The following is a 26,383-nucleotide window of genomic DNA, read 5'->3' as shown; positions in this document are numbered from 1 at the left end:
GGTAATTCACTACGATGAGCTACCGGCTCCGATCCCTCAATTTAGCTTATAAATGTAAGAATGGTCAAAAAGATGACGGTATGGATCAGCAGCCCGATCAGTTTCCGCTTTATTTTTCTGCGGATACCGATCTGAAAAAGCAGCGGGAACATAGTCTCATCGTTCAGCATCTCCTCCAGTGGTGGATCACTTGCCGCGTGGGCTTCCTGCCCGTCGTCCTCTTCCCCTTCTGGGTTTTTACTCAACTCAATAGTTTTGTGGATCAGGTCATCGTAGAACTGAGAGCGCCCCATGAAATGTGAAATGCTTGTAGGCTTTTCATTTTGGAGTAGGGCGACCATATTCAGAATGATCCTCAGGTTGTAGAGCCAGACGTAAACCAGCCAGATATAAATGGTGTAAACCAGTAGCGGCTGGGCCCAACTGCTTTTTGCGAGCAGACCAACGGAGCCGGTCAGGAAGGCGATCACCAGCAGGCTGGTCAGCAGACTGGCTAACCACTTTCCGCGCATGAATCCCTGCAACAGGCCGATCTTATTCAATTTGATGAATCCCCAGATACCGACACCGATCATCAGGACAAAAAAGGAAATGATAAAAATGGCAATTATGGTAGTAAACATTGGATATCACTTTAGGCTATTGCCGGGCAATAGCAGCGGTAAGGCCGGCCCATCTGCCTGCCGCACCGTAGTCGAAAAAATTAAATGAGAATAAAAAGCCGGACTTCCCACGCGTTACGGAAAGGCCGGCTCTGAAGAGGTATTAAATGCTCAACCACGCCTTAGCCTGCCCGCACCGGATGGGCGGCAGACCAGATTATGGATATGGATTAGCTTGGTGAGCATGATGTGTTTTTCTTTTGCCTGTAATTACCAATTCTACCGGCGGAAAGTTCCCCCTGAATTCAAATTGTCCAACTTTTTTTGAATTAGGGATCTTGCATGAGATCCAGCCAGCTTACATTTTGCTGGGAAATGAAGGGGAAACTCACCTTAATTTTTCGGAGCAATAGACTGCTGATTATCCTTAAAACGGCTTTTCCAAAAAGACCAGACTCCTGCGATGACCAGACCGATCAGACCACCCAGATAACTGAAATTGTGGATGCTTCCCACCGAATAAAAAGCTTGTTTGTCATCAATGTTGGCCGGTAGCCAGGATGCGATAGTCTCCGCATCGTGGGCAGAAATGCTGTAGAGGTATCCCAGTATACCGGCAACAATGGCTATCAGCAGCGTGAGCACTATCGCCCGCAAGGTGATACGGAACATGCGTTTGGCATTCTCCTGAAACAAACCCGTTAGCGCCAGAACGACCCCAATGATCAGCCCGACCCACCAGGTAGCGAGAAAACCTACGAGGGATACGTAAAGACGAATATGATCCGGCACCCATTCGTCTCCCGCCGTAACAAATCCAAACTGATAGAATTTAAATTTGGTATAGTACTCCGGTGAGATCGTAAAGGTGATCTGATCGTGTAACACACCGTAGAGGCCACCGATAAATGGAGAAAGAAGAAGGATCAAGAAAAACACGGAGGACTTTTTCATAAGGGTCGGGTATGCCTCTGAAAGTTACAGTTTTTATATAGGCAGTGAGGTGCAGGGTACCGTTCATCCCAGCCTGGCAATCAGCACCAGATCAACAGTGGTGCTGCCATCCGGCTGGGGAAAATCGATACGGCTCGTATCCAATATGGTAAAGCCGTTTTCGGCCAGCGCTGTACGAAGATAGCCCTCTTCGTGGTAATGGATATAGATCTTTTTGCCTTCACCCGAGCTGGGCCCTTTGAGCCCGGATTTTTGGTAATCATCCTCCATGGTGCTGAGATAAAGGATACCTCCCGGAACAAGTACCTGAGAAAGGTCACCAATCATCTTTATGGCCTCTTCCCGGCTGAGGTAGGGCAACCCAAAACCACAGATGACCCCTTCAAATTTTCGCCCGATGTTGCGGGTATTCCGCATATCCAGTATTTGAAATTGAGCCTTCGGATTATTGGCGCGGGCCAGAGCCAGCATATTTTCGGAAAGGTCCGTACCGAGGATCTGCCAGTTGGGTCTTTGTTGCAAAAGGTAGTGGGTGATATTGCCGGGGCCGCAGGCAAGATCGAGAACGGCGGCGTCATCCTGAGGGATCAGGGTGCAAAAGCGATCAAAGGAATCATTGTACAGTTCCAGGTCCATATATTTTTCCTGGTACTGATCGGCGAAGTCATCGAAGGCTTCAACTGCCAATTTGGTTTTGTCCATATTGTCAAATGCTTGTTTAGGGTTCGACCTAAGCGTATGATCATTTCATCTGGTCCCGCAAATACTGAATGTCCCGGTTAAATTGCTGCAGATAGGGGTGCCCGGCGGGAAAGAACTCACTGACCAGTGATTTGGCGTTTTCCAGAGCTTCGATCGCCTTGGGGAAATTGCGGAGCTTAGCGTAGGCGGCACCCAGGTTATTGAAGATGGTGACCAGCTTTTGGGGATCGCCCTGCGTCAGCTGTTTATACACTTCAATAGCCTGCTGATAGCTTTCTACGGCTCGTTCGTAAGATTGCTGACCCAGGAATGCGAATCCCAGATTAGACTGGTCTCTGGCGATCCGCAGGTGGTGTGGGCCGTTAAATTGGAGATCAATTGCCAGTGCCTGTTGGAAGTGATCAATTGCGGCCGGAAAATCTTTCTTGTCCAGATAGGCCTGCCCGATATTGGTATGATCATCGGCAATATCCGGATGGCCGTCGGGGAAGATCCGGAGGTCGATATCGAGTACCTTTCGATAATACTCCAGAGCCAGGTCCGTATCGCCTTTGTAGGCGTAGGCCACGCCGAGATTCCCGTAAGTACGGGCAAAATTCGGATGCAATTCGCCGTAAATGTTTTGCAGTATATTCAATGCCCGCTCGAAATACTCCAGCGAGCGTTCCAGTTGCTGCATATTGCCGTAAACAAACCCGATATTGTTGTAGCTGGTGGCTACCGCCGGGTGATCTTCGCCGAAGATATCCTGCAGTACTTTCAGGGCAAATTCGTAATACTCCAGTGCCTGCGGAAAATCCTGCCGGTAGGAGTAGGCTGAGCCCAGATTGTTATATCCAATGGCGATCTGTGGGTAAAAAGCTTCGGGGTTCTTCTGGTAGATCTCCAGCGCCTGTTGGTAGTAGTCGATACCCCGGTTGATTTCTCCCTTGCCGACGTAGGCGAGTCCGAGGTTGTTGTAGTTATTCGCGATCCGGAATTCACTCTCCTGATCGAGTCCCAGCAGGATGTTCAGGGCCTGCTCGTGGTAATAAATTGCCTGATCGTATTGCCCCAGGCTACGGTAAGTATCTCCCAGTTGATTATACCGGCGGGCGGCGGCTTCCCCCTGTGACTGTTCGGCCGGTAAGTTGCCGAGGGATAGCTCAAACTGCCCGGCCGCGTTTTTGTAATCTCCCAGCTGTAAAAGGTTTTGCCCGTAGGCGAGCGTGTATTCAGGATTTTGCTTGTCGAGCAGGGCGGCCAGCATAAAGAATTCAGTAGCCTCCCGGGGTTTCAGATTCAGTTCCTTGACCGTACCTACCTGGTAATTGCGATAAGCCGATTCCTTATTGTGACGCAGAACATCCTCTTCCAGTATGCGTTCGGCTCCGGCAAAATCGCCCCGTTCCAGCTGTTCCTTCGCCCGCGCGGCGATCTTATCGTAGTCGGCCCGGGCGGCCAGTTCTCCTTCCAGTTGTCGGTATTTCTCAATCTGTTCCTGAAATCGCTTTTCAAAATCTTCCAGGGCCAGTTGTTTGTCTTCCAGTAAATTCCAGATCCCCTTGAACGCTTCCGGGGGGATGCCGTACCAAATCTCGGCGTAACCACCGGGCGCGTAGATGGCCGGACTCTGGTTGCCCTTGGTAGAGAGAAACAGATCATAGTTCAGGATACTCACCAGCGGACTGTTGGCCGGAAGGCCCAGATTGGCCCTTTGGGCTTTATTCAGTTCGCCTCCTTTGTTCCCCAGCGCTTTGTATTTTTTGATCAGCTCCCGCACCGCGGCATTGCGTTGGGTGGGGGAAGAACCTGCCCGTTCGTAAACTTTGATGATCTCCAATGTGATGTTGGGCGGCACACCGTAGGTAATGCGAATGTTTTCGGCTACTACCGCCGGACTTTGATCACCCGAAGTTTGTTGATTGATAGATTGGGCGAAAAACGGTAGAGAGAAGAACAGGCAAAGGATAAAAAGACCGGAGCGTCGCATATCGTTACTGTTTTTGGGTAGTGTCCGCTTTTTCTTCTTCCGCTTCGTCTCCCCAGTTATTGTTGTAGTTGATCTCGGTATCATCACCGATCACTGCCGGACTTTGATTTCCATGGGTTTCCTGTTGAATAGGGGGCGGAGTGTCTGCCTGGAAAAGATCCCGCAGGCTGTAGCCGCTCAACTCGGCAATTGCGGCCAATAGGGTAATAGCGCCAACGATGATCCCACCCCACTTCATGGCACTGGTTTTCCGGGAGGGGATGCCGGGAATCTCAGCGGGCAACTGCTGGATGATGCCCAACAGGGCGTCGTTAATCCTAGCCAATTGAATATTCTCTTCTTCGTTGGACAGTACGCCGTTCCGCCGGTCCCGGGAATAGGATTCGAAGCGGGCGGATTGGAGGGTAATTTCATTTTGTAAACTCTCTCCCAGAGCGGGTTTGAGCGCCCGCAGTTGTTGGATCGCTTCGGCGGTATTTCCGAGGGCAATAAAATTCTGGAGTTTTTCCTTCATCAAACTAAACTTTTGATCATCTTGCCTGCAAAGTTATGGAAATCATGGCCTTAAGTGGCTGCAAAATGAATAATTCCGATCAATACCTACTCCATTATACTGCCCGGATCCGGGAAGGGATTCAAATCAGGCCCAAAATCCTCAGCAGGTTGTTGCCGGGCCGATACCTGCAACGGGTAGCTACTGCCGGGACCGGGCTCATCCCAACCAACCGGCAACCAGGAAACCGAGATAAGTGCCGAGGCCATTACCCAGCGCACCCACCAAAATCCCCGGCAGGTACAGGTCCATACGGTTGAGACTTTTGGCCAGGGCCAGAGCGGAGGAAGAACCACCGATATTAGCCTGGGAAGCGACCGCCGCTACATCCCAGTCCAGTTTTCCCAACGCAGCCACCCCGAATACTAGCAGACCGTGGACGATGACGATGGTCACGACCAGCACCAGTAAGCTAAGTGCCAGGTCCCCCATTTCACCCAGGGCGGCAAATTCACAGAATGCGCCGATCACCGCCAGAAACAGATAGACACTGAACAGGGCCAGAATATGCCCGCCACTCAGACGCTGGATGGCCGGTATCTGGGCGAGGACGAGTGCAATAGTGGTCAGGATAAGGATGGACGGAAAGTTGATACCCATACCGGCCAGCCAGTCGGCCGTAAGATTAGAGAATAACAGACTGAACAGCCCGAGACTCAGCAGAATGCTGAGCGACATGATGCTGATCGGCTCCTCTTCGATCGCTTCGTATTCCTCCCCGGTGGATGGGCTTGCGATCGGCTCACCTACGGGTTGTTTTTTCCAGCGCCGGTACAGCAGGGGTATGGTGAGGGTAATGATCATCCAAAGTGCGGTGATGATATTATCTACGGCTACCATGCCGGCATACATGACCCCTTCTTCCATCATATTGTAATGGATGGCAACGGCATTGAAGTTAACGCTGCCGCCGGTATACGTGCCGGTAAACATGCCACTGATTGCCGGGTAGAATTCACCAAATTGTTCGGCACCGTCTATCAGGTGCATACCCGCCATAACCCCGAGCATGGTGCCCAGACTGCCGATCCCAAAAAGGATCAACATGGGCGCTCCGGCCTTACGGATGCTGTCCAGATTGACATCGAGCAAAAGGAAAAAAATGGAAAGGGGCGCGAGGTAAGTAAAGATGCCGTCGTAAACGGGTGAACCCTGGGAAGCGGAAGGAACCAGCCCGATATTGGCCAGAATGGCCACCATGACGATCACCACCAGCGCGGTGCCCAGGTGTCGGAGAAAAGTTCGGCGCACCAGCCATTCGCTGAGCAGAGTACTGAGACATAACACGCCCAGAACGTAGAGAGGTTGATCGAACATATTGGGTAGTTTGCGATTCACAAAGTAGTTAAAATATGAGAAAAGGTTTATCTACAGTTTTTTAGCTTTGTAAAAAAAGAACACGTGCAAAATTTTGATGTAGAAAAACTGCATCCCGGTTTATCGATTGATTGCGTTATTTTCGGATTTCACGAGAATGAACTGAAGATCCTGATCCTGAAACTTAAGAACCTGAACAAGTGGGCGCTGCCCGGAGGCTTTGTGGAAGTCGATAAAGACGTGGATGCCGAAGCGGCGGAAGTATTGAAACGGCGGGCGGGACTGGAAAATATATTCTTGCGCCAGTTTTACCTGTTCGGAGATGTAGCGCGTAATGAGAACGACCACGCCCGGAAAATGGTGGATCAGGAAGTGATTGCTCCCGAACTGCGGGACTGGTTTGAGCAGCGGTTCGTTACGGTCGGTTATTACGCGCTGGTGGAATATTCCAAGGTAAAAGCACCTACGCCGGACTATACTTCGGAATCCTGCGAATGGCGATCGATCAGCGAATTGCCGTCGCTTATACTGGACCATCGGGACATCCTGGCGCGGGCCCACGCTACCCTCAAAAAAGAGCTGAACAATCAACCCATTGGTATGAATCTTCTGCCGGACCATTTTACCATGTCCGAATTGCAGGCACTATACGAAACGGTCCTGGAGAAAAAGCTCGATCGTCGGAATTTCCGCCGCCGGATGCTCAGTTATGATATCCTGATCCCGACTAACAAGAGGCGTACGGGGGTGGCCCACAAAGCACCGATGCTGTACGAATTCGACCGGAAAAAATACCAGGAAGCGATGGTGTCCGGTTTTAGGTCCACCTGGTGATGGCCCAGACGACAGATCCAGGGTAGTATCTTGTTGCTGTTCTGAACGAGATGGCTGGTAGCGGCAAAACGAAACATACCGGAATGTTCTGTCGGGTATAAGAATCCGAATAGCGCAGCGATCGCCCTGATCGCATGGCAAAAAAAAATTATCTTTGTCGGTGGCAATTGATCCCGTTTACTAACACATTTTAACGGGTATTAAGATTTTTTTCACTTTTTTTCGTTCTAATATGTATCTTTTCCAAAGTTTCGCGTCTCAATATCATAGGCTTTTGGCTATTTCAGACGCAGGCTTTTAGTTTTAGTTAAATAAACCTAAACCTAACAACCCGGAAGCGTTTGAAACAGACTTGCAACAAAGACATGAAAGATATCGAGGTGATCCACAGTTACCTCGAATCGCAGGCTTCCAATTGCTTCAGCTTGCTGTATAACCGGTATGCTACCAAAATTTTCAGCAAGTGTATTTCGCTATTGAAAGATGAAGCGCTGGCCAAAGATGCTACGCAGGAGATCTTTACCAAGATATTTTTGAACCTATCCCGATTCGGCGAAAAATCCAAATTCTCTACCTGGGTGTATTCGATCACTTATAATTACTGCATTGATTACATCCGGAAAATGAAAAAGCAGGATATTTTTTCCGATGAAATGGAAAAGGTTGCGGATGTAGCGGATGACGGGCCGGAGATCGACGAGGAATTGCTGCAAATGGAAGTAAGACAGTTAAGAGAAGTACTGGATGAGATCTCTATTGGGGATAAGACCATCCTGTTGATGAAATATCAGGATGAACTATCCATCAAGGATATCGCAGAAATTTTGGGAAAAACGGAAAGTGCCGTTAAGATGCAGATCAAGCGTGCCAAGGAGCGGGCTCAACGAACCAAGCGGGAGTTGTTTCAGGAGCCTTTTTCGTGACGGGCTGATGATGTATTAACCTGAATTACCGGCTATTTCCGGAATTCAAAAAAGCCGGCGGAAGCCGGTACAAAACAGCCATCAATGAACAATTTTCAACGATTACAGCAAGAAGACGAGGAGCGGTATAAACCGGAGATAGACCGGATAAAAGCCGATTTGAATGGTAGTATGGATCTGTTTCGATTCATCGGGAATATCGTAGAGATCTATGTGCCGCGGTTTTTTGATATGATGGTTGTAACTTCCGGCGGGGGAAAGGTGAAAACCAATAACCCGCACGAGCAGCTACCTCCATCAACCGGCAGAGATGAGAACGGGCCGAAAGGGCCTGCGGACCTGGACCGGGGAATCCGGTAGGTCTACCACACAAGCGTATTAGAAAAAGCACCCATACTTCAAACCCATTAACATGAATCTATATTTACAAGCTAATTTCAGCGTGCTGGAAGAGCTGGGTCGCAACTTTTTGGGCGTCATCGATAATCTGGTGGGCGCCCTGTTGCTTTTGGTCATTGGTTTCATTATCTCCAAACTGATCGCCAAATTCCTCCGCAAGCTCCTGAAAACGATCGGTATAGACCGGCTGGCCAACCGGCTTAATGAGATCGACCTGTTCTATAAGAACAACATCAAGATCACACCGAGTACGCTGATTCCGAAGATCATTTACTATTTGCTGCTCTTCATTTTTATCATCGCTGCTACCGACGTGCTGGGGATGGCGGTGATCTCCAATTTAATGGGTGAACTACTCAATTACATTCCCAATGCAATCGCGGCTTTCATCGTACTGGTGATCGGTCTGATCGTGGCCGACCTGCTGAAAAACCTGATCAAAACCACCTGCGAATCGCTCGGCATTCCCGCCGCGGGAGTGATCAGTACGGCCGTATTTTACTTTGTCTTCATCAACATTATCATGATGGCCCTCAAGCAGGGCAATATCGAGACCACCTTCATCGAGCAGAATATTTCCATCATCCTGGCGGGCATCATTTTTGCCTTCGCTATTGGTTACGGTCTGGCATCCCGGAATCTGGTAGCCAACTTCCTTTCTTCCTTCTATAATAAGGATAAGATCAAGATCGGTGACGTAATTACCGTAGACGGAGTGAAGGGCGAAGTGATCGAGATCGACAATACTTCCCTGACGCTGCGCTCGGGAGCCATGCGTACGATCATCCCACTGAGTAAACTCACCACGGAATCTCTTTCCGTACACGACCAAGGCTGATCATCTCCTAACCAACAAAATAAATTTTTGTAGCCAGGTTTACTAAACTGACCCAGTTTAGTAAACCTCATTTTTTTTATTTGAGCTATTATGCGCGCTTTGAATTGAACACCGAATTAAAGCAATCCATATGAGATCAAAGACCTTTGTATTTGTCCTCCTCAGCATTTTTATTGGGTCATTCCATTCGCTTTCCGCACAGGATAAAAAAGAGGTGCCCGACGGCTGGCGGCACGGTGCCGGACTGGGGGTTGATATGTCCCAGCTACTGCAGATCAATCCCAAGGTAGGCGCCGGACAGAACCGCCTCGGTTTTGGAGGAGCGGTCAATTATTTTGCGAAATTTAAAAAGAAACGCCTCGCCTGGGATAATACCGTCTCCTGGCAGTTTGGTATCCAGCGGCTCGGTTCGGGCATCATTGCACAGGGCACCAGCGATAAGATCCCTTTTCAGAAAGCGATCGACGAGCTGCGATTCAACTCCAAGATCGGTTTTAAGGCGGCCGATACTTCCAAGTTCAATTATGCGGCCAACCTCTCTTTTCTGAGTCAGCTGACCAAAACCTTTGAAGGCCCGAAGTCCTACCCCGGTTTTTATCTGAGCGATATTACGAGTATTGATACCACCTACGAAGGCGATCCTTTACAGTCCAAATTATTCTCTCCGGCTACGATCACCCTGTCGGTGGGTATTGATTATAACCCGGCCGAAAATCTGTCCATTTACTATTCGCCGGTGGGCGGTAAGTTTATCATTGTGGCCGACAATGATATCGCTGCCCGCGGAGTGCACGGTAACCCGGTTCGGGGCATGCAGGTGGATGGCCGGTATGTGGATTATGACAATGTCGATGCCCAGTTAGGCTCCCTGCTGCGGATGAACTATTCCAGTAATTTTATGGAGGAAAAAATGACGGTTACTTCCGCGCTGACGCTCTTCTCCAACTACGTGCGGGAACCGCAGAATATCGACGTGGACTGGACGAATGAGGTCAACCTGAAGATCCTCAAAAATATCCAGCTGGCCTTTTTGGTGAATGTTTTTTACGATCACGATGTGAAGGTACAGATCACGGATTACGAATTTCCGTCCGGGATCCGCAAGGACGAAGAAGGCAATCCGGTGACCGGCCGGCGGGTGAGTATGACCCAGCAGCTGCTGATCAAATACGCCACTACTTTCTAGATAGAGAAAGATCCGGAGTGAAAACTGAACCGGAGTTCTCCGGTCGGATGAGCGGGCGAACATTCTTTCCTTTTAAAGTCTCAACGAGGGCCCGCTCAACCGCTTTTAAACTTCCTTTTTACGTATCTTGGCCTCCGAAAACCAAATAAGCATGTCAGAGAAAAAATTATTCCTGCTCGATGGGCACGCGCTGGTCTATCGCGCTCATTTTGCATTCATCACCCGACCACTGATCAATTCCAAAGGTGTTAATACTTCGGCGATGACCGGATTCACGCGCACGCTTTGGGATCTGATGCAAAACCAAAACCCAACCCATATTGCCGTTGCTTTTGATCCCTCGACGCCCACATTCCGTCACGAGATGTACGAGCCGTATAAGGCCAACCGGGAAGAACAACCGCAGGATATTGCGATAGCCCTGCCTTATGTACACCGGATCGTAGAGGGATTCAACATTCCCATCGTGATGAAAGACGGCTACGAGGCCGACGATGTGATCGGTACGCTGGCCAAGCAGGCGGAAGCTGAAGGTTTCAAAGTTTATATGGTCACACCCGATAAGGACTACGGACAGCTGGTGTCCGAAAATATTTTTCTCTACAAGCCTTCCCGTCAGGGAAATGGAGTAGACATCATGGGCGAACCGGAGATCTGCGAAAAATGGAACATTCAACACGTGGATCAGGTGATCGACATGCTGGGCCTGATGGGCGATAGCGTGGATAATATTCCGGGCATCCCGGGTATCGGAGAAAAAACGGCGGCCAAACTGCTGGGACAGTTCGATTCCATCGAGAACCTGATCGCCAATTCCGACCAATTGAAGGGGAAGCAGAAGGAGCGGGTCGAAGAATTCTCGGAGCAGGCGCTGCTATCCAAAAAACTGGCCACGATCGATATAGAAGTCCCGATCCAGTTTGATGCGAAGACCTACATTATCGATCCCATCAACCGGGAAGCGCTGACGGAAGTTTTTAAAGAACTGGAATTCCGGAGCCTGGCTAAACAGATACTCGGTGGAGGGGCCGATCCGGCGCCGAAAGCTAAAGCAGCCGCCAAACAGGGCAACCTTTTTGGCGAGCCGGATGCCATAGTGCCATTGGCTAAATCTTCCTCTCTGCCCAAACATTCGGTGGCCGATAAGCACCTGGGCAATACCGAACACGATTATCATCTGGTAGATAGCCCCGAAGCACGGGCCGACCTGATCAAGATGCTCTCCCAACAAAAAGTCTTCTGTTTCGATACGGAAACTACCGGGATCGACGCCAATGCGGCCGAAATGGTGGGAATGTCTTTTGCCGTTAAGGCCGGAGAAGCCTACTACGTGCCGGTTCCCGAGGATCAGGATGATGCCCGGGCGTTGATCGGCGAGTTCAAAGCAGTTTTTGAAAATGATAAGATCGCGAAGATCGGCCAGAACATCAAATACGATGTGATTATGCTCAAATGGTACGACGTGGAGGTAAAAGGCCACTATTTCGATACCATGGTCATGCACTATCTGATGGAGCCGGAATTGCGCCACAATATGGACTACCTGTCCGAAAGCTACCTCAAATACCGGACAGTGCACATTGAGACCCTGATCGGCAAAAGAGGTAAAAATCAGCTCACCATGCGGGATGTAGCCGTAGAGCGGGTGAAGGATTACGCGGCGGAAGATGCCGACATCACTTACCAGTTGTACGAGTTCTTTCTGCCCAATCTGGAAAAAGAAGGGCTGAAAAAGCTGTACGATGATGTGGAGGAGCCGCTTATCGAAGTGCTGGCGGCCATCGAAAAAGAAGGGATCAATATCAACGTTGATTTCCTGAAAGAATATTCCAAGGAACTTTCCGTACAGATCGAGGAGTTGGAGAAAAGTGTCTACGAAGCGGCGGATACCAAGTTCAATCTGGCGTCTCCCAAACAGGTGGGCGAAGTGTTGTTTGGAAAAATGGAGATCCCCTATCGCTGGCGGCGTACGAAGACCGGACAGTATTCAACGGACGAAGAAAAACTGACCGAATTATCGGCGGAATACCCGCTGGTGGCGGATATCCTGAAGCATCGCGGATTATCGAAATTGCGGTCTACTTATGTAGACGCACTGCCGCTGATGGTCAATCCCCGGACCGGCCGGATCCACAGTTCGTTTAACCAGACCATTGCCGCTACCGGTCGACTGAGTTCCAACAATCCGAACCTGCAAAATATCCCGATCCGGACGCCGGAAGGGGCTAAAGTAAGGCAGGCTTTTATCCCCCGCAGTGAAGATTTTGTGCTGCTGGCGGCGGATTATTCACAGATCGAACTACGATTAATTGCCGAGATCAGTGGAGACGAAGCCATGCTGGAGGCCTTCCAGAAAGGCCAGGATATCCACGCAGCTACGGCCGCCAGGGTATTTGACGTACCCTACGATGAGGTGGAACGGGAACAACGCTACCGGGCCAAAACCGTCAACTTCAGTATCATCTACGGAGCCGGAGCTACCAACCTTTCCCGTCAGCTGAATATCAAACGGACGGAAGCCCAGGAGTTGATCAATAACTATTTCCGCAGCTATCCGGGATTAAAGAAATACATGGATGATACCGTGGAGAACGCCCGGAAAAACGGATTCGTGACCACGCTGCTGGGGCGCAAACGCTATCTGCGGGATATCGACTCCCGGAGTTCACTGGCCCGGAGTAATGCCGAACGCATCGCTATCAATACCCCTATCCAGGGCACGGCGGCGGATATGATCAAAATGGCCATGATCCACATTCACGAGATCTTTGAAGAAAAAGGTTTCCGGTCCAGAATGATCCTGCAGGTACATGATGAATTGGTATTCGATGCCCACAAAGACGAGCTGGAAACCATCAAGCCGATCATTGAAGAACAAATGAAAAATGCCCTGCCCGGCCTGAAAGTGCCGATATTGGTAGGTATGGGAGAAGGTAAGGACTGGCTGGAAGCACATTGATCGGTGCGACTGGCTTAGCTTACGCTCTCGAATATTCTGAATTAAATCCCAATACACATGACGCGCATTATCCTGATGTTAGTAATTGGGCTTTCGCTGGGTCGACTATCGGCCCAGGTAACTATAAGTGAGACCACTTACGAAGGCCATAATCATTTCCTGATCACCACCCCGGGAGCGGTATATTATTACGACCGCGCCGGTGGCGGATTATCCCGCATGATCGATCCGGACGGAAAGGACTGGATCACTTTCAAAAAAGAACCCTGGGATCAGTATCCGGCTTCCGCTGCATCTGCCTACCGGGGTATTCCTAATCTGGTATTTCGATCCGATGATGCCGGTGCCGGGCACCCCGGACACGATCAGTGCCAAAGTGAACAGCTCGGTGAGCAGTCGATCCGCAGTGTCAGTAAAAGTGGCAAATGGCAATGGACCTGGACCTTTTTTGACCATTACGCCCGGCTCGATATCCAACAGGTCAATCCGGAACACGCCTACTGGTTCCTGTATGAGGGTACTCCGGGGGGCGAATTCAAGCCCGCCGCACAGTACTTCGGAACGGATCAGAGCGGCCCCCACGACGATCAGCTTAATTACGCCGACGGAGGAAAGCTGTTCGATCAGTTCCGGTGGGCGTACTTCGGCCACCAAGAGTCGGACCGGGTGCTCTATCTGGCCCAACTGCATCCGGATGAGGCCAGCGACTTATTCTCTTATCTGGGAAATTCGGATGCGGGCCTTCAATCCGCGGACGGTATGGTGGTTTTCGGTTTCGGGCGCGCGGAAGGAGCGCAGCCCTTAATGAAGAATCCGAATACTTTTTTTCTCGGCTTTTACGAGCAACAAATAAACAATCGCCGGGATCACCGAAAATTTTCGCGATCCATTCGAAAGAATCTGCGATCTAAGAGAAACTAAAAAACCGGAACCATACGGCTCCGGTTTAAAGTTTCAGTCGGGTGAAGACTTACCGTCGTTATAACTCGGTAGCCTTTATACTTTCCAGGAATTCTTTTTCGTAGCCGAGAAATACCCGTTCGATGATGCCCTCTTCGTCAATGATGAAAAAGGTGGGGTAAGCGGAAACGCCGTAAGCGCGTCCGACGTCTTTGGCACCGGCCAGTATCGGAAAAGGCACCGGTATCTTGGCGGCATAATCGCGCATATCCGCCGCATCATCTTCGGGATTGATGTAAATCCCGTTTAGATTCTGACTCAATTCATAGTCCTCTTGATTGAGGTGTTCCAGTGCCAGTTTGCAGTATCCGCAATTGATCACTGAGAAATCCAGTAAGACCTTTTGCCCTTTCAGATCGGCCAGTTTTACGGATTGCCCATCGGTGTCCGTCAGGTCAAAATCCGGCGCCGGCTGGCCGGCCTGGAGCAATTGCAGTTTTTCGCGGTCGCCGTAGGCTTTGGACCGATAATGCTGCGGTAAGCTATAGGTGAGCGGCTCCGGATCGTTGGCAAAATCATAATCCGCAAAGTGTAAAATGATGTTCTGGGAATTCTCACCGTTCAGAAAAGCCCGCCGTTCGTACACATTCAGGGTTGCCGCTGCGGGATCCAGAAATATGTGGTTCTCTACGTAGATATGTTTATCCTCAATAGTGGTATCCATTTCCACACGCTTAAACCCGAGCAGCTCATTGCCGTCCACGATAGTATCTTTTTCGAACGTCCAATCCGTTTCCTGCAAAAATTTGAGGGGAGAAAAATGGAGGAAAGTGTTTTCCCGGACGGAGTGTGCGTCTTTTTCCAGATCGGCTGCGGAATAATTATAGACCAGGCTGTCCGTATGATCCACCTTCTGGAAGCGATTATCAATATAGATCAGATCGAACCGGGGATCCCGGCCGATATAACTGTAGGGGTAAAGGTCATTATCCTGCTTGAGAAAAGTCATCTTTCCGCTGGTGGTGTCCACCTTTCCCGCCGGGTTCGGCCAGTAGGAAGTAAATTGGTAGCGGATGTATTCGCTCTGTTGGAAATTTGTCTGGGCCTGCTCTAAAACCTCCATCGGGTCGGAAGAGCAGGCTCCCAGCAAAAGTAATGTCAATAACAGTAACGAAATGCGTAGGTCAGTCATGGAGTGTTGTTAATTGATCCTGGCGGATTCGCATGCCTTCCGGCTACCGGAAAAATTAGCAGCAGACAGGAAGACGTAGGTATCTGCTCCTCCTGTCTGGGGCGTATGTTCTGTGGATTGGGCTATTCCCGGTAGCTTACCTGGAGTTGTCCGATTGCCTCGTCGAGGTCAATACCACCCGTCCGGTAGCGTTCCAGCAGGGATTGTTTGGCGGTGATCTTTACCTGCTCCGGGCGGTCATCGCAGTCATCGCAGGAGGGAAAGCTCAATTCGAAGCTCAGTACCTCATCTCCGTTCAATTTGCGCACCGTACTGCCGTATTCGACCACATTCGCTTTGAAATCTTCCAGAAATTCCTCAAAATCGGGTTCTTCCTGCGCTTCCTCATCCGCTACGTCCTCTTCATCCAATTCCAGCCTGCGCAGCACGTCGGCCTTTTCCCCTTCATTATTTGGAAAGTAGAATTTAAACTCTCCATTATTGAAGAAGAAACGATCGCCTTCGTGTTTGGTGGCGAATCGGTAGGAAAAGATGACCCCCAGTCCGGGAATGCGTTCCATATTACCACCACCGCGCATAAAGAAGCCGTCGCTTAGATCCCGCTGGTAGGCCCGTTGGAAAATCGAGTTCAGCAGTACCAGTTCCCGGTCCTCTTCGGAATTGGAGGCTTTATTCTCGGTATATTCGATCCGGGAGATCAATGCATTGCGATCAATTTTTCCGGTGCGATGATCCTCTACTGCTTTTTTGGAAACCGTCATGGTAAAACCGGGAGAAGAAGCATTTTCGATTTGTTGGCCGTCCATGGTGTAAGCAAGTATATTCGTCGCACCAAACAGTCCGTTTTTTTGCCCCTCGCTGTATTTGATACAGATCTTCTCATTGTCGGGGAGTTGGGTCAGCAGGTAACCGTAATCCGCAAGAAAGGTCTCGGACAGTTCCCGAAGCTCTTCGTTGTTCATGACCTGGGCACTATCCGCCTTGATGGTATAGCCCGTGCCCCTCCTCGGCTGTGTTGTACGGGCTTCGCCCCGCGCTCTGGATTCGACGCGACCACTAATGGCCCGATTGCCGTCCCAGATCACAGCGGGGGCTACGCCGACGCTCAGCAGGCCAAATTTGCGCTGAACGGTGAAAAGCAGGCCGTAACTTTCCAGATAAGTGCCTTCTACCCGGAAGCCCTGATGACTGGTGGTGGAAGCATCTTCGATCAGGGCCAGCAGAATATTTTCGGCTACTTCTATATCGCGTTTCATACGTTTGTTGTCTATCGGCTGGCTCCAGAGCACAGCGGTGATCAACAGCAGTGGTAAAATTGCAAGGTATTTCATGTCAGTTGAATTTTAAGCGGCACCTGTTGTCCGGGCACCCGTTTGCAGGTGCCGGCACGCTCGGTATCCGTACTTTCTGTGTTTTTAATTGTGTTGGTGTGGAAAAGGCGCAGCTTTTCGATGGTTTCAGCTATTTGTCAAAACCTCATCTTCCGGCTACATTTTGAATATAATTCACTACCCGTGCTTCCGAAGCCTGCTGGTTCCGTTCGACATCCTCGTAGAGGTTGGTCATTTGGAAGTCGATATGCTCCAGGTCCGTCTGACGGGTTTCCTGCCAGGTGTTCCAGAATTCGACCAGTAGTAGCTGCAGTTCTTCCTGCTGTTCGATCTGTAACTGTTGCATCAGGCCGGCCAGCCGGGGCAATTCCTGCTCCGTAAATTCCTTTTTGACCTGAGCGACCTGGTGGGCCTGATTATTAGTGATGAGCTGCCACTGGTGTTTATTTTCCTTTTGCATGGCGACCATTCGGTTTTGCCAGCTGGAATCCATGCTAAGCAGTTGCTGCTCCAGTTTTTGTTGGTGTTCCGCCAGGAACTTTTCCCAGACGGCGGCCGGGATCGCGTCCGTTTCCTCCACGGGCTGCGGCTGCTGGAGTACCGGATTCCCAAAGCTGAGGATCACACCACCCTGATCGGTTCGGATCTGAAAGTTAAACATCCAGAGGGCCAGCAGGACCGCAGCAGCGGCTCCGGCCCGATACAGCCACGCGCGGCTGATCCCGGTTTGCGGTTTTAATTCCACCAACAGGGGGCTGGGTTGTACCGTCTCTACATCGGCCAGCCACTGCCGGCTCGTTTGCATTTCTTCGATCTCCTGCCGAACGGAGGGGTTCTGATCCAACCAAAGCTCGTATTCCCGACGGTCCTGATCGGTCATTTCTCCGTAGAGATAGTCCATCATTTGGGCTTGACGATCCACATTATTCATACAACAAGTCTTTGTGTAGTCTACAATCTTCTAATAATTTGCGCATGGCCTTCAGGCCATAATACAGTCGGGATTTCACGGTGTTTTCGGAGAGCTGGAGAATTTCGGCGATCTCCCGAAATTTTAGCCCTTCGTATTCTTTCATAACGATCACTTCACGCTGCTCTTCCGGAATTTCCTGCAGTGCAGCCAGTACGATCCGGGAGCGTTCCTTGCGGTCCAGCTCCTGATAAGGGGTCACCGGCTGGTCCCGTTTGGGCTGCAGACTAATCACCTCCATCGAGGCCTGGTGCCGGTGCCGTCGTCGCGCCAGCGTATGACAGCAATTGATCGCCGTTCGGAACAACCAGGATTTGAATGCCTGGGGATCCCGAAGTTGCGGCAGGCTTTTCTGAATTGCCACAAAGGTCTGCTGACTCACGTCGGCCGCCAGATCCTCATCGTGGAAATAGCGAAAGGCCATATTGTATACCCGCGGATACCACTGACCAAACAGTTGGTTCAATGCACTGCGATTTCCGGATTGTGCCTGCCTGATCAGCTTATGGTCGGGTGTCTCCACGAATAGTGAGTGATTTTTGATATAAGGATGGACTCCGGACTAAAATAGTTTTACCGAAATAAAAAAAGATTTAAAAATTATCGATTATAAGGTACTTCGTTGATCCAGTGAAAGCCGCGATTCACCAGCAGAAAGTCGTTGAGGTCCTTTTTGCGCAGGTGTACCTCCAGCGTATCCGCCTGGAATACTCCCCGCAATTGTAATAGATTGGAATCCGGGTGCTCCAGTACTATGTTGCCTCCGGGAGAAGATTCGGTTGCCCGCAGCGTGGCGGTTTGGAGGGTACTGTCCGCTTCGAATTTATAGGTGGTGAGTTGATCGTCCATATATTGTACCTGGCCGATCCCTTCGTAGCGGGGCACGATAAACCGCCGCCATCTTCTATCCTCCGTTAGTAAAGGAGGAATGGTATCTCCGTTGCGGATGAAGGTCTCCACCTCGTAAATACCGTAGAGTGGGGGCTTTACTTTGTGGTCTCCCCATTGTTTCTCTCGCTGCAGGCCAGAATACAACTGACTGAGCACTGCATAACTGATGAATAGTGCCTTCAGCACGATCCGTACGGTATTCCATTTCTTATCGGTGATCGGGGACGAGAGATCCGCCGGTGCCACCGGTTCATTGCTGATGAAAAACCGGTACAACCGCCGGATATCGGGCGTGAGCAAAAACAGGGCCATCAGCAGCAGATGAGTGGAAAACAGTTTAACGGGAATGTCGTAGGCGAAATTCATCATGACGATGGTACTGATCACAGAGATCAAAACGAATGCGCCAATGGTAGTTGTGCGACGGAAAAAGAGTAAAAACCCGCCAATAACCTCTCCCAGACCGGTAAACAGGTTGAACATTTTGGAGTAGCCCATAAAATTCCAGGCCAGTCCCATGGGCGAAGAATCCCCGTAGTTTTCGACCAGACGAGCCAGCCCGGGAAAAGGAAACTGTGTTTTGAAAACCTTGGCAAAACCATAGCCGATGATCAGAGCACCCAGATAATACCGAACCCAGACCGTCAGCCAGTGATAGTGCTTGCGGTAATGGGTGGAACGACGGTCCACCGCCGTCCAGATGGCACCGATGAGCAAGGCCAGCACCAATTTGGTGAATAGCTCAACGTAGTTGTGCGTGCGGTCTCCGCTCCCGGTCATGCCGTGGCTGATCGATACCAGATCAAAAATGTGAAGTCCTACCCAATCGATGATCTTCTCCCAGAGCCGGGAATAGGCAGTAGTGAAAAAACTGGTAAAAGGTAGATAAGCAACGGGAAAGGGAAAAATGTAGAGCAGGAGATAAACGCCGACAAATCGGAATGAAAACTTCTTCATCCAGCTCCAGGGAGCATCCGGTGCCGGTTCTAGATTCTCGGTTTTTTCCATAGCAGTCGAGTTGAATACGCACATTCGTTGCGTAATTTCCGGTAATTGGCTCCGGAAAAGCAGGTTTTAGGTAATTTTTACTTCGCCGATAGACCTAAGCTGCACTTAAAATAAGAAAAAACCGCGGGCGGGGAGAGGGGCTTAAGTAAGCATTTACATTCTTAACCAAAAAAAAACCTTCCCGAAATATTCCGGGAAGGTTCAAGCCAACACTCATGAAGGGAGCGTTTTCATTGGTAATTAGGGATTACTAGCAGCATTACACTCACTCGCAGGCATTATAATGATTTGGCGATTGGATCATTTGGTTTCCACGTACAGTCTACAGACCGTTGTTGGAATGGGGATTGTTTTCATTTGGAACTGTTTGTCAGTTGCCGGCCGGTTTAGCCTTCGTCGCTGCAGGATGCTTTCAGTTCCTGCAGAGCTTCCTTGCTTTCTACTTCTACAGTAGTACCGTCCTGCATTTCAACGGTCAGTGGGAATACCAGCTCTGGCCGTTCTTCGGAACCTTCATTATTCCGGCGCCATTCGCGCAGCAGTTGCTGCAGAGCTCGCGGATCATCAGCCGTAGCCGTGGTGCCGTCGGGGAAAGCAACATCCAGCGGGAACGTCAGGCGGAAGCAGTGGCGGCCTCCGTGACCGGGGCGATGGTGACCAAAAGCCCGGCGGCAACGTTGTCTGAGCTGCATCAGCGCCGCGCTGTCTTCCACACTGATCACTTCTCCGTCCTGAGAAACCACTTCGATGGGGAATGCAAAAGTAGGCCGTTCGGTAGCATCGGGATTATCGGTTCTCCAGGTATAGACCGCATCGCGTAGTCCTTCGTAATCTTCTACTTCCACCTCGGTGGCATCCGGGAAAACAATGGTAATGGGGAACACAAATTCAAAACATCCGCGCTGACCGCAACCGGCACGTTCCTGCAGTTCGAACATGGCCAGATCCGTGTAGTTTTCCACATCTTCAGAAGTGGAAGTGCTATTTTTTTCGCAGGCGGTGAGGAAGAGGCCGAAAGCGGCAACTGCGGCGATCATCCAGGTTAATTTCATTAGGTTTTTCAACATCGGTCGATTGTTTTTATTCGTTATTTGGTAATGAAATACACCTGGATAAGCGGGCGGTCAGATTTTTGTACTCATCTTTTTTCAGTTTTTTTTAAATTTTTTTTCAAAAACTGCTTTTGGTGAGGATAAACAAGTGATCAGCAATGGGGCCGTTTCGGTAAATGGATCGGAACGGGGCCAAAAAAAGAGCCGCGAAGTGCTTCCGGCCTCCGGCTAAAGGAGACTCGAAAAGCATTTCGTGGCTCTTGATCGTTCGCGCTGTATCCCGGGTACCAGGATCAGATAGTACCGTTGTGTTCCCGGTACAAGACAGCGAGGATAACCTGGCCTACGGCGCGCAGGGTGCGCTTATCGATCACATCCAGATCGTCATTGTGAGTATGCCAATGATCGGCGAAACTTTTGTTGGCCGAATCGGGCGGCAAATTGATAATGTCGATCATCGGAATATTGGCGATGGTGTTCACAAAGAAGTGGTCATCCGTTACCCCACCTCCTTCGGCATCGGCAAAATAATTACCGTAACCCATGGATTGGGCGAGTTTCCAGATCTTATCCACCACATTGGCGGCAAAATAGCGGGAGTACTCTTCCTTGGGAAAGTAAGCATTGCGGGCGCCGACCATATCCAATAAGATACCGTATTGAAAGCTGGAACCGGTGTGTTTGTTCCGCGACCAGTGCTGGGCGCCCAGGCCGTAGGAATAAATACTGGCGCGCTGCTCTTCCTCATTGGCGTATTCCTCTTTCGATTCTCCGTAATCTTCCGCATCGAAAAAAACAATATCCACTCCGAGATCGATCGGGTTTTGTCCGAGCTGGCGGGCCACTTCCATCAGTACGCCCACACCGCTGGCTCCGTCGTCGGCACCGAGGATGGGCTCATCTCTCCTTTCGGTATTGATGGGAGAATCCGCAAAGGGGCGGGTATCCCAGTGGGCGGCCAGTAAAATGCGATTGGATGCGCCGGGATTGTACTGGGCAACGATATTCGTTCCATTCAGCGTTTCCCCGGTATAGGCCTTCGCTTCGAAAGGCTGTTCGATAACCGTCGCCCCGAAAGACTGCATTTCCTTTACCAGCCATTCTTTCATCCGGGCGTGTCCTTCGCTGTTTACCACGCGGGGCCCGAAATCCAGCTGGCGGGCCACGTACTGATAGGCAGAATCACGATTAAAGGCCGGTACCGGCACGGTATTGCTTTCCGTTGTTTCGCCGTTGTCCGCTTCGTCGGTCGTGCTGTCACTGCCGCAGGCAGCCAGGATCAGCAGACAACATAAACTTAAGATTCTAGTTTTCATATGTAGTGATCAATAGGTTGATATTCTGTATTGAAGTCCCCGCACCTACGCGTCGGTTTTTCCCAGATGCTGCCATCCCTGCGCCTGAATATCGTGGATATTCCCACCTTTGGTATGCAGTTTGATCCCATCGCTGGCGGGAGTGATCTCACCGGCGATGTAGATATCGGGCAGGTATTTGACCTTGTCGATATCCGCCGGGTCGATGGTGAAAAGCAGTTCGTAGTCCTCACCACCACTCAGGGCACAGGTAATAGGATCCAGGTTGAAATTGATCGCCTGCATCTGGGCGTCCGGATGGATCGGAACGCCGCTCTCCTCTACGAAGGCGCCTACTCCGGATTGTCCGCAGATGTGGAATAGCTCGGAAGAAAGGCCGTCGGAAATATCGATCATCGCTGTGGGTACCAGGCCTGCTTTCGCAAAGGCAGCGATGGCGTCTTTGCGGGCTTCCGGTTTCAACTGGCGGCCGATCAGGTAGTTTTGTCCTTCGAGATCCGGCTTAACGTCCGGGTTGGACAAATAGATCTGCTTTTCCCGTTCTAGGATCTGCAGCCCGAGGTAGGCCGCACCCAGATCTCCGGTAATGCAGATGAGATCTCCGACTTTGGCGGTATTGCGGTATACCAGTTTATCCGCATCGCCGGTCCCCAGAGCGGTTACGCTGATGATGAGACCCCGGTTGGAAGAACTGGTATCGCCGCCCACCAGGTCCACTTCGTAAAAATCACAGGCTGCCTGTACGCCGGCGTAAAATTCTTCCAGCGCTTCTACCGAAAACCGGTTGGAGATACCCAACGATAGGGTGATCTGTTTGGGCTGGGCGTTCATGGCGTAAATATCCGATAGATTTACCACCACGGATTTGTAACCCAAATGCTTTAATGGCGTATAAGATAGATCAAAGTGAATCCCCTCGATGAGCAGATCGGTCGACACTACGGTTTTCCCCGAGCCATAATCAAGGACCGCAGCATCATCCCCCACTCCTTTAACCGATGAAGGATGTTTTAATTTGATATTTTTGGTTAAATGTTCGATCAAACCGAATTCGCCTAACTGGCCTAGCTCGGTTCGTTTACTTTCGTTAGTTGACATGGTCCTGCTTTTTATAGATAAGGATCGCGGCCTCCAGGCGAAGGTAGCTGTTAATACCAAACGAGCAAAAGTTTCTATTCATCTTTCCCTTAGCCGATTTTTTGTCTGTACAGCGTAAGATTCAGTTTGGAAGCGGGTATTGTTGCTTCCGGCCGGATGTTGAGCACCGGTGTGTTCGGAACTTCCGCGACCACCAATTCTTAGGCTGCATGGACTATAACAACCTTTTGAGCTATAAAGCTGAGCTTTGAGAGTTTAATCTTACCAAAATTATTGATTCAGGTTACGTACAATTTTCAAGTAGATTACTGTGGATGGGGTGTACCTCCTAGTGGGTACACCCTCCTTTCTGCCTGGAAACAAGGAAAAAATGTTGCGCTTGGGAAAACTACACTATGATACACCATGTAAGGTGTTCGACCAGCGCACTACTTAAGGCCCGGAATGCTTCGGGCCTTATTTTTTATTTAACAACTTGTTTTGCAGGGAAAAATGATTGGTGGATAGGATTAATATCTATACAAAGTATAAAAAGTATAATATTTTGAATCCGTAATGCAACTAAACTTGAGGTAGGCCGTATAAAGAGGTGAAAGAAGTGGGTAATCAGGAAAGTATACCAACTTTATCATCAAGAATTTAGTTAAAAACTTTCCTTTTGCTCGAATTATATATATCTTTGTTATCAGCCTAAAAAAAGAAACCGGTCAGATTGTGCTAACCGGTTTTCCAAAAGAGCTTTGAGAGGCTATCTACATACCAAATACAAGGATATCCTTTGATACCCTTATTTCTTTTGAGGTTTAAGTTTTATCATTGGATCTCTACTTTCTCAGGAAATTGCAGACTCACATTGTGAGTCTGCAATTTTTTTTCCTGTTGTTAGTAGTAGGTCGTCTTATTATTGAACGTTGCTATTATTCCCGTTCATTTCCTTTGATGATACAAATATCAATAAGTGAAGGCAGGTCCGGTAGTACATTTTGCAGATTTACTGAGTATGATTTCCGGAATGATTATTTTATAATAAATTGATTTTTAGCATCATAAATTGTTTTTGAATTGATCTGCTGTATTTTTTAGCCTCCTTCGGCAAAGTTTTTTTTGAAAAAAAAGAATAAAAATTTTGTTCTTCCCCTGAATTTTCTTCTCCAGATTCTACATTTCCTTAAAAATTAAAAATCCCAAACCACTCCGGAGAGCAATTTGGGATCTTTTGCGGAAGCAAAATCCGACCTTTCGGGCGGGATTGGTTTACTTGATATAAGGAATGAAGATGCCTTTAAAGTTGTAGCACTCAAAAGTGCGATCGCAACCGGTCAGGTATGCGACCGGGAAATTCTTCAACATGGGTTCTACCGCAAAACGGATGTCTTTTGCCGCCTGACCGGTTAACCGGACTACCATCGGCCGCATAAGGGGCACTTTGTGAATAGTGTATTCGATAATAAAATTGGCTGTATTGGATTTTACCGCTATATCGGTAGTGGCGGCCACCGGACTGACCTTATTGACGTGAATGTACTGGTCGGATACCAGGCCATTATTTTGCGGGACAAACTCGAAAGCCCTCAGGCCCTGTTTGATGATCCCGGCGATCTGATTGATGCTGGTCGTGTTGGGAATGCTCGATTTTGCAATGACAATGGAACCTTTTATAGCTCCGCTGGTGTACGAAGCGGCGGAAAGGTCCTGGGTGGTGTTGGTTCTGCTGATTACCTGCGCCTGGGCGATCTGAATGGTCGTGGCGATCAGGAAAAATGCAAAAAAAGCGATGGTGGTAAACTTTTTCATAATAGTGATTCTTTAGGTGGAAAGATGTGTAGGTTCACCAGGATGTGTCTGGTGGCGTTAAGATGTACCCACGGTAAGGGTGAAATCTCCTTTTAAACCGGTGAAAGACTACCGGACACTGCCTTAAAACATTTCCAGGAGCCGGGCGTTTTAGTGATCCCGGATAAGATGAACCCTATGTCCGCTACTGAAATGTAAAGCGTAGGGTTTCCCGGAGAGTACGGTCGGTCCGGTTCGGCAAATAGCTGCAAATGGGTAAGCGCCGCGGGCCAAATACTAAAAATTAAAGAGGTTCTAACATATAATTTTAGGAGATACCGTCGTTTTTCTCCGTATCCTACCTATTTTTGGTCTATGAATTTATCCTTACAAATAGCCCGTCGCTATTTATTCGCCAAGCGATCCACCAATGCGATCAATATCATCACCGGTATTGCGGTATTCGGCATTGCGGTAGGTACGGCTGCGCTATTGTTGGTATTATCCGTATTCAATGGTTTTGAGGACCTGATCACCGGTATGTACAGCAATTTTGATCCGGATGTGAAAGTGGCCCCACTGCAGGGTAAGACCTTTACCGAGGATAGCATCAAGATCGAAAAACTGAAATCCGTACCGGGAGTGGCTTTTATCTCCCGCACCTTGGAAGAAGTGGCGGTATTCAAGTACAAGGAAAACGTCGACTTCGGTATTATTAAAGGAGTAGACGATCAGTATATAGATGTGGCGAATGTCGATTCGGTCATGCGGGAAGGTAAGTTTGCGCTCAAAAATGAAGAATCCACCTACGGCGTGATGGGGATCGGTATCCGCAACAAACTGGCGGTAGATATTGAAGATCCCTTTTATCGCATCGGGGTGTATATGGCCAAACGCCGGCCTAACCCCATGGATCCCACGCCGTTTCGTACGCAATACCTCTATCCGGTAGGCACCTTTATTGCCCAGCAGGAATTTGATAAAGAATACATCCTTTCGGACCTGGAGTTCGTACGGAGTCTGTTGCAATTGAGTGACCAGCTCAGCGCCCTGGAGATCAAACTGCTGCCGGGTTTTGAAACCGACCAGACCATCGATGCGATCCAGGAGGTTATGGGCGAAGAATTTAGTGTGAAGAACCGCTACCAGCAACAGGAATCCTTTTTCAAGCTGATGAAGATCGAAAAATGGCTCAGTTACGCCATCGCCGGTCTGATGATGATCATGATCGCCTTTAACCTCATCGGGGCGCTCTGGATGGCCGTGCTGGAAAAGAAATCGGATATCGTGATCCTGAAATCGATGGGCGCTACGGACAACCTGGTCCGTAACATCTTCCTCAACCAGGGACTGCTGCTGTCGGCAATCGGCCTCATCATCGGCTTCATTCTGGCCATCAGCATCTATACACTTCAGAAAACGGTGGGCATCATTACCATCCCCGGTAATGCTTCCATCGACAGCTATCCGGTTAGTCTGCGCTTCTTTGATTTTATCATCGTGGTGCTGACGGTTTTGGCGATCGGACTGATGGCCAGTATACCGCCGGCCCTGCGCGCCAAACGGGTAAGTGCCCTGATCCGGGAGGAGTAGCGCAGGAGAGGATAATTTAC

The 26,383-nt window shown here is 49.7% G+C and carries 23 protein-coding genes; 8 read left to right on the top strand and 15 right to left on the bottom strand.

Annotated elements, in window-relative coordinates; all coding sequences use genetic code 11:
- Positions 1 to 41: 41 nt before the first annotated feature.
- From CRP01_RS22320 to CRP01_RS22295, 6 genes are all read right to left on the bottom strand, one after another.
- A complete protein-coding gene (locus tag CRP01_RS22320) occupies positions 42 to 623 on the bottom strand; it encodes a hypothetical protein (protein WP_099152334.1) in 582 nt (193 codons plus the stop codon).
- Between the two features lie 372 nt (positions 624 to 995).
- Positions 996 to 1,556, bottom strand: coding sequence for a hypothetical protein (locus CRP01_RS22315; protein WP_099152333.1), 561 nt, complete (start codon positions 1,554 to 1,556; stop codon positions 996 to 998).
- Between the two features lie 63 nt (positions 1,557 to 1,619).
- Positions 1,620 to 2,258 (bottom strand): class I SAM-dependent DNA methyltransferase, encoded by a 639-nt coding sequence (locus CRP01_RS22310; RefSeq protein ID WP_099152332.1) that lies wholly within the window; start codon positions 2,256 to 2,258, stop codon positions 1,620 to 1,622.
- A gap of 40 nt (positions 2,259 to 2,298) precedes the next feature.
- On the bottom strand, positions 2,299 to 4,230 hold the full coding sequence (locus CRP01_RS22305) for a tetratricopeptide repeat protein (RefSeq protein ID WP_170110493.1): 1,932 nt from the start codon (positions 4,228 to 4,230) through the stop codon (positions 2,299 to 2,301).
- A gap of 4 nt (positions 4,231 to 4,234) precedes the next feature.
- The gene (locus CRP01_RS22300) at positions 4,235 to 4,744 is read right to left on the bottom strand and encodes a hypothetical protein (protein ID WP_099152330.1); all 510 of its coding nucleotides are present in this window, start codon (positions 4,742 to 4,744) and stop codon (positions 4,235 to 4,237) included.
- Between the two features lie 198 nt (positions 4,745 to 4,942).
- Positions 4,943 to 6,100 (bottom strand): DUF819 family protein, encoded by a 1,158-nt coding sequence (locus tag CRP01_RS22295; RefSeq protein WP_099152329.1) that lies wholly within the window; start codon positions 6,098 to 6,100, stop codon positions 4,943 to 4,945.
- Positions 6,101 to 6,184: 84 nt separating this feature from the next.
- On the opposite strand from CRP01_RS22295, the gene CRP01_RS22290 reads away from it, so the two are divergent.
- From CRP01_RS22290 to CRP01_RS22260, 7 genes are all read left to right on the top strand, one after another.
- Positions 6,185 to 6,934, top strand: a complete 750-nt coding sequence (locus tag CRP01_RS22290; protein ID WP_099152328.1) for an NUDIX hydrolase — start codon at positions 6,185 to 6,187, stop codon at positions 6,932 to 6,934.
- A gap of 341 nt (positions 6,935 to 7,275) precedes the next feature.
- A complete protein-coding gene (locus CRP01_RS22285; RefSeq protein ID WP_233752734.1) occupies positions 7,276 to 7,857 on the top strand; it encodes an RNA polymerase sigma factor in 582 nt (193 codons plus the stop codon).
- An 84-nt stretch (positions 7,858 to 7,941) separates the two neighbouring features.
- A complete protein-coding gene (locus CRP01_RS22280; RefSeq protein ID WP_099152326.1) occupies positions 7,942 to 8,217 on the top strand; it encodes a hypothetical protein in 276 nt (91 codons plus the stop codon).
- A gap of 52 nt (positions 8,218 to 8,269) precedes the next feature.
- Complete coding sequence (locus tag CRP01_RS22275; protein WP_099152325.1) at positions 8,270 to 9,094, top strand: mechanosensitive ion channel family protein; 825 nt, start codon at positions 8,270 to 8,272, stop codon at positions 9,092 to 9,094.
- Between the two features lie 130 nt (positions 9,095 to 9,224).
- A complete protein-coding gene (locus CRP01_RS22270; protein ID WP_099152324.1) occupies positions 9,225 to 10,280 on the top strand; it encodes a DUF3078 domain-containing protein in 1,056 nt (351 codons plus the stop codon).
- A gap of 151 nt (positions 10,281 to 10,431) precedes the next feature.
- Positions 10,432 to 13,239, top strand: a complete 2,808-nt coding sequence (polA, locus tag CRP01_RS22265; protein WP_099152323.1) for a DNA polymerase I — start codon at positions 10,432 to 10,434, stop codon at positions 13,237 to 13,239.
- Positions 13,240 to 13,296: 57 nt separating this feature from the next.
- Positions 13,297 to 14,160, top strand: a complete 864-nt coding sequence (locus tag CRP01_RS22260) for a hypothetical protein (RefSeq protein WP_099152322.1) — start codon at positions 13,297 to 13,299, stop codon at positions 14,158 to 14,160.
- Between the two features lie 58 nt (positions 14,161 to 14,218).
- Here CRP01_RS22260 and CRP01_RS22255 read toward each other — a convergent pair whose 3' ends face one another.
- From CRP01_RS22255 to CRP01_RS22215, 9 genes are all read right to left on the bottom strand, one after another.
- Positions 14,219 to 15,331, bottom strand: a complete 1,113-nt coding sequence (locus CRP01_RS22255; protein WP_099152321.1) for a peroxiredoxin family protein — start codon at positions 15,329 to 15,331, stop codon at positions 14,219 to 14,221.
- A gap of 122 nt (positions 15,332 to 15,453) precedes the next feature.
- Complete coding sequence (locus CRP01_RS22250; protein WP_099152320.1) at positions 15,454 to 16,662, bottom strand: hypothetical protein; 1,209 nt, start codon at positions 16,660 to 16,662, stop codon at positions 15,454 to 15,456.
- 145 nt (positions 16,663 to 16,807) lie between these two features.
- Positions 16,808 to 17,593, bottom strand: a complete 786-nt coding sequence (locus tag CRP01_RS22245; RefSeq protein WP_099152319.1) for an anti-sigma factor family protein — start codon at positions 17,591 to 17,593, stop codon at positions 16,808 to 16,810.
- Positions 17,586 to 18,155, bottom strand: a complete 570-nt coding sequence (locus CRP01_RS22240; RefSeq protein WP_262510334.1) for an RNA polymerase sigma factor — start codon at positions 18,153 to 18,155, stop codon at positions 17,586 to 17,588. The genes CRP01_RS22245 and CRP01_RS22240 overlap by 8 nt, the downstream gene beginning before the upstream one ends.
- Before the next feature lie 77 nt (positions 18,156 to 18,232).
- Entirely contained in the window at positions 18,233 to 19,531 is a 1,299-nt protein-coding gene (locus CRP01_RS22235) for a hypothetical protein (protein WP_099152317.1), read from the bottom strand.
- 386 nt (positions 19,532 to 19,917) lie between these two features.
- Positions 19,918 to 20,598, bottom strand: coding sequence for a hypothetical protein (locus CRP01_RS22230; RefSeq protein ID WP_099152316.1), 681 nt, complete (start codon positions 20,596 to 20,598; stop codon positions 19,918 to 19,920).
- A 278-nt stretch (positions 20,599 to 20,876) separates the two neighbouring features.
- A complete protein-coding gene (locus CRP01_RS22225) occupies positions 20,877 to 21,899 on the bottom strand; it encodes a M28 family peptidase (RefSeq protein ID WP_099152315.1) in 1,023 nt (340 codons plus the stop codon).
- Between the two features lie 45 nt (positions 21,900 to 21,944).
- Positions 21,945 to 22,997: a thiamine-phosphate kinase gene (gene thiL / locus CRP01_RS22220; protein WP_099152314.1), complete on the bottom strand. Its 1,053-nt coding sequence runs from the start codon at positions 22,995 to 22,997 to the stop codon at positions 21,945 to 21,947.
- 1,254 nt (positions 22,998 to 24,251) lie between these two features.
- Positions 24,252 to 24,791, bottom strand: a complete 540-nt coding sequence (locus tag CRP01_RS22215; protein ID WP_099152313.1) for a hypothetical protein — start codon at positions 24,789 to 24,791, stop codon at positions 24,252 to 24,254.
- A gap of 354 nt (positions 24,792 to 25,145) precedes the next feature.
- On the opposite strand from CRP01_RS22215, the gene CRP01_RS22210 reads away from it, so the two are divergent.
- A complete protein-coding gene (locus tag CRP01_RS22210; protein ID WP_099152312.1) occupies positions 25,146 to 26,363 on the top strand; it encodes an FtsX-like permease family protein in 1,218 nt (405 codons plus the stop codon).
- The last annotated feature ends 20 nt before the right edge of the window (positions 26,364 to 26,383 follow it).

This window comes from Flavilitoribacter nigricans DSM 23189 = NBRC 102662, assembly GCF_002646595.1.
Taxonomy (GTDB): Bacteria; Bacteroidota; Bacteroidia; order Chitinophagales; family Saprospiraceae; genus Flavilitoribacter; species Flavilitoribacter nigricans.
The sequence above is the reverse complement of the archived record's forward strand: the minus strand, read 5'-3'. Positions and strand labels throughout refer to the sequence as shown.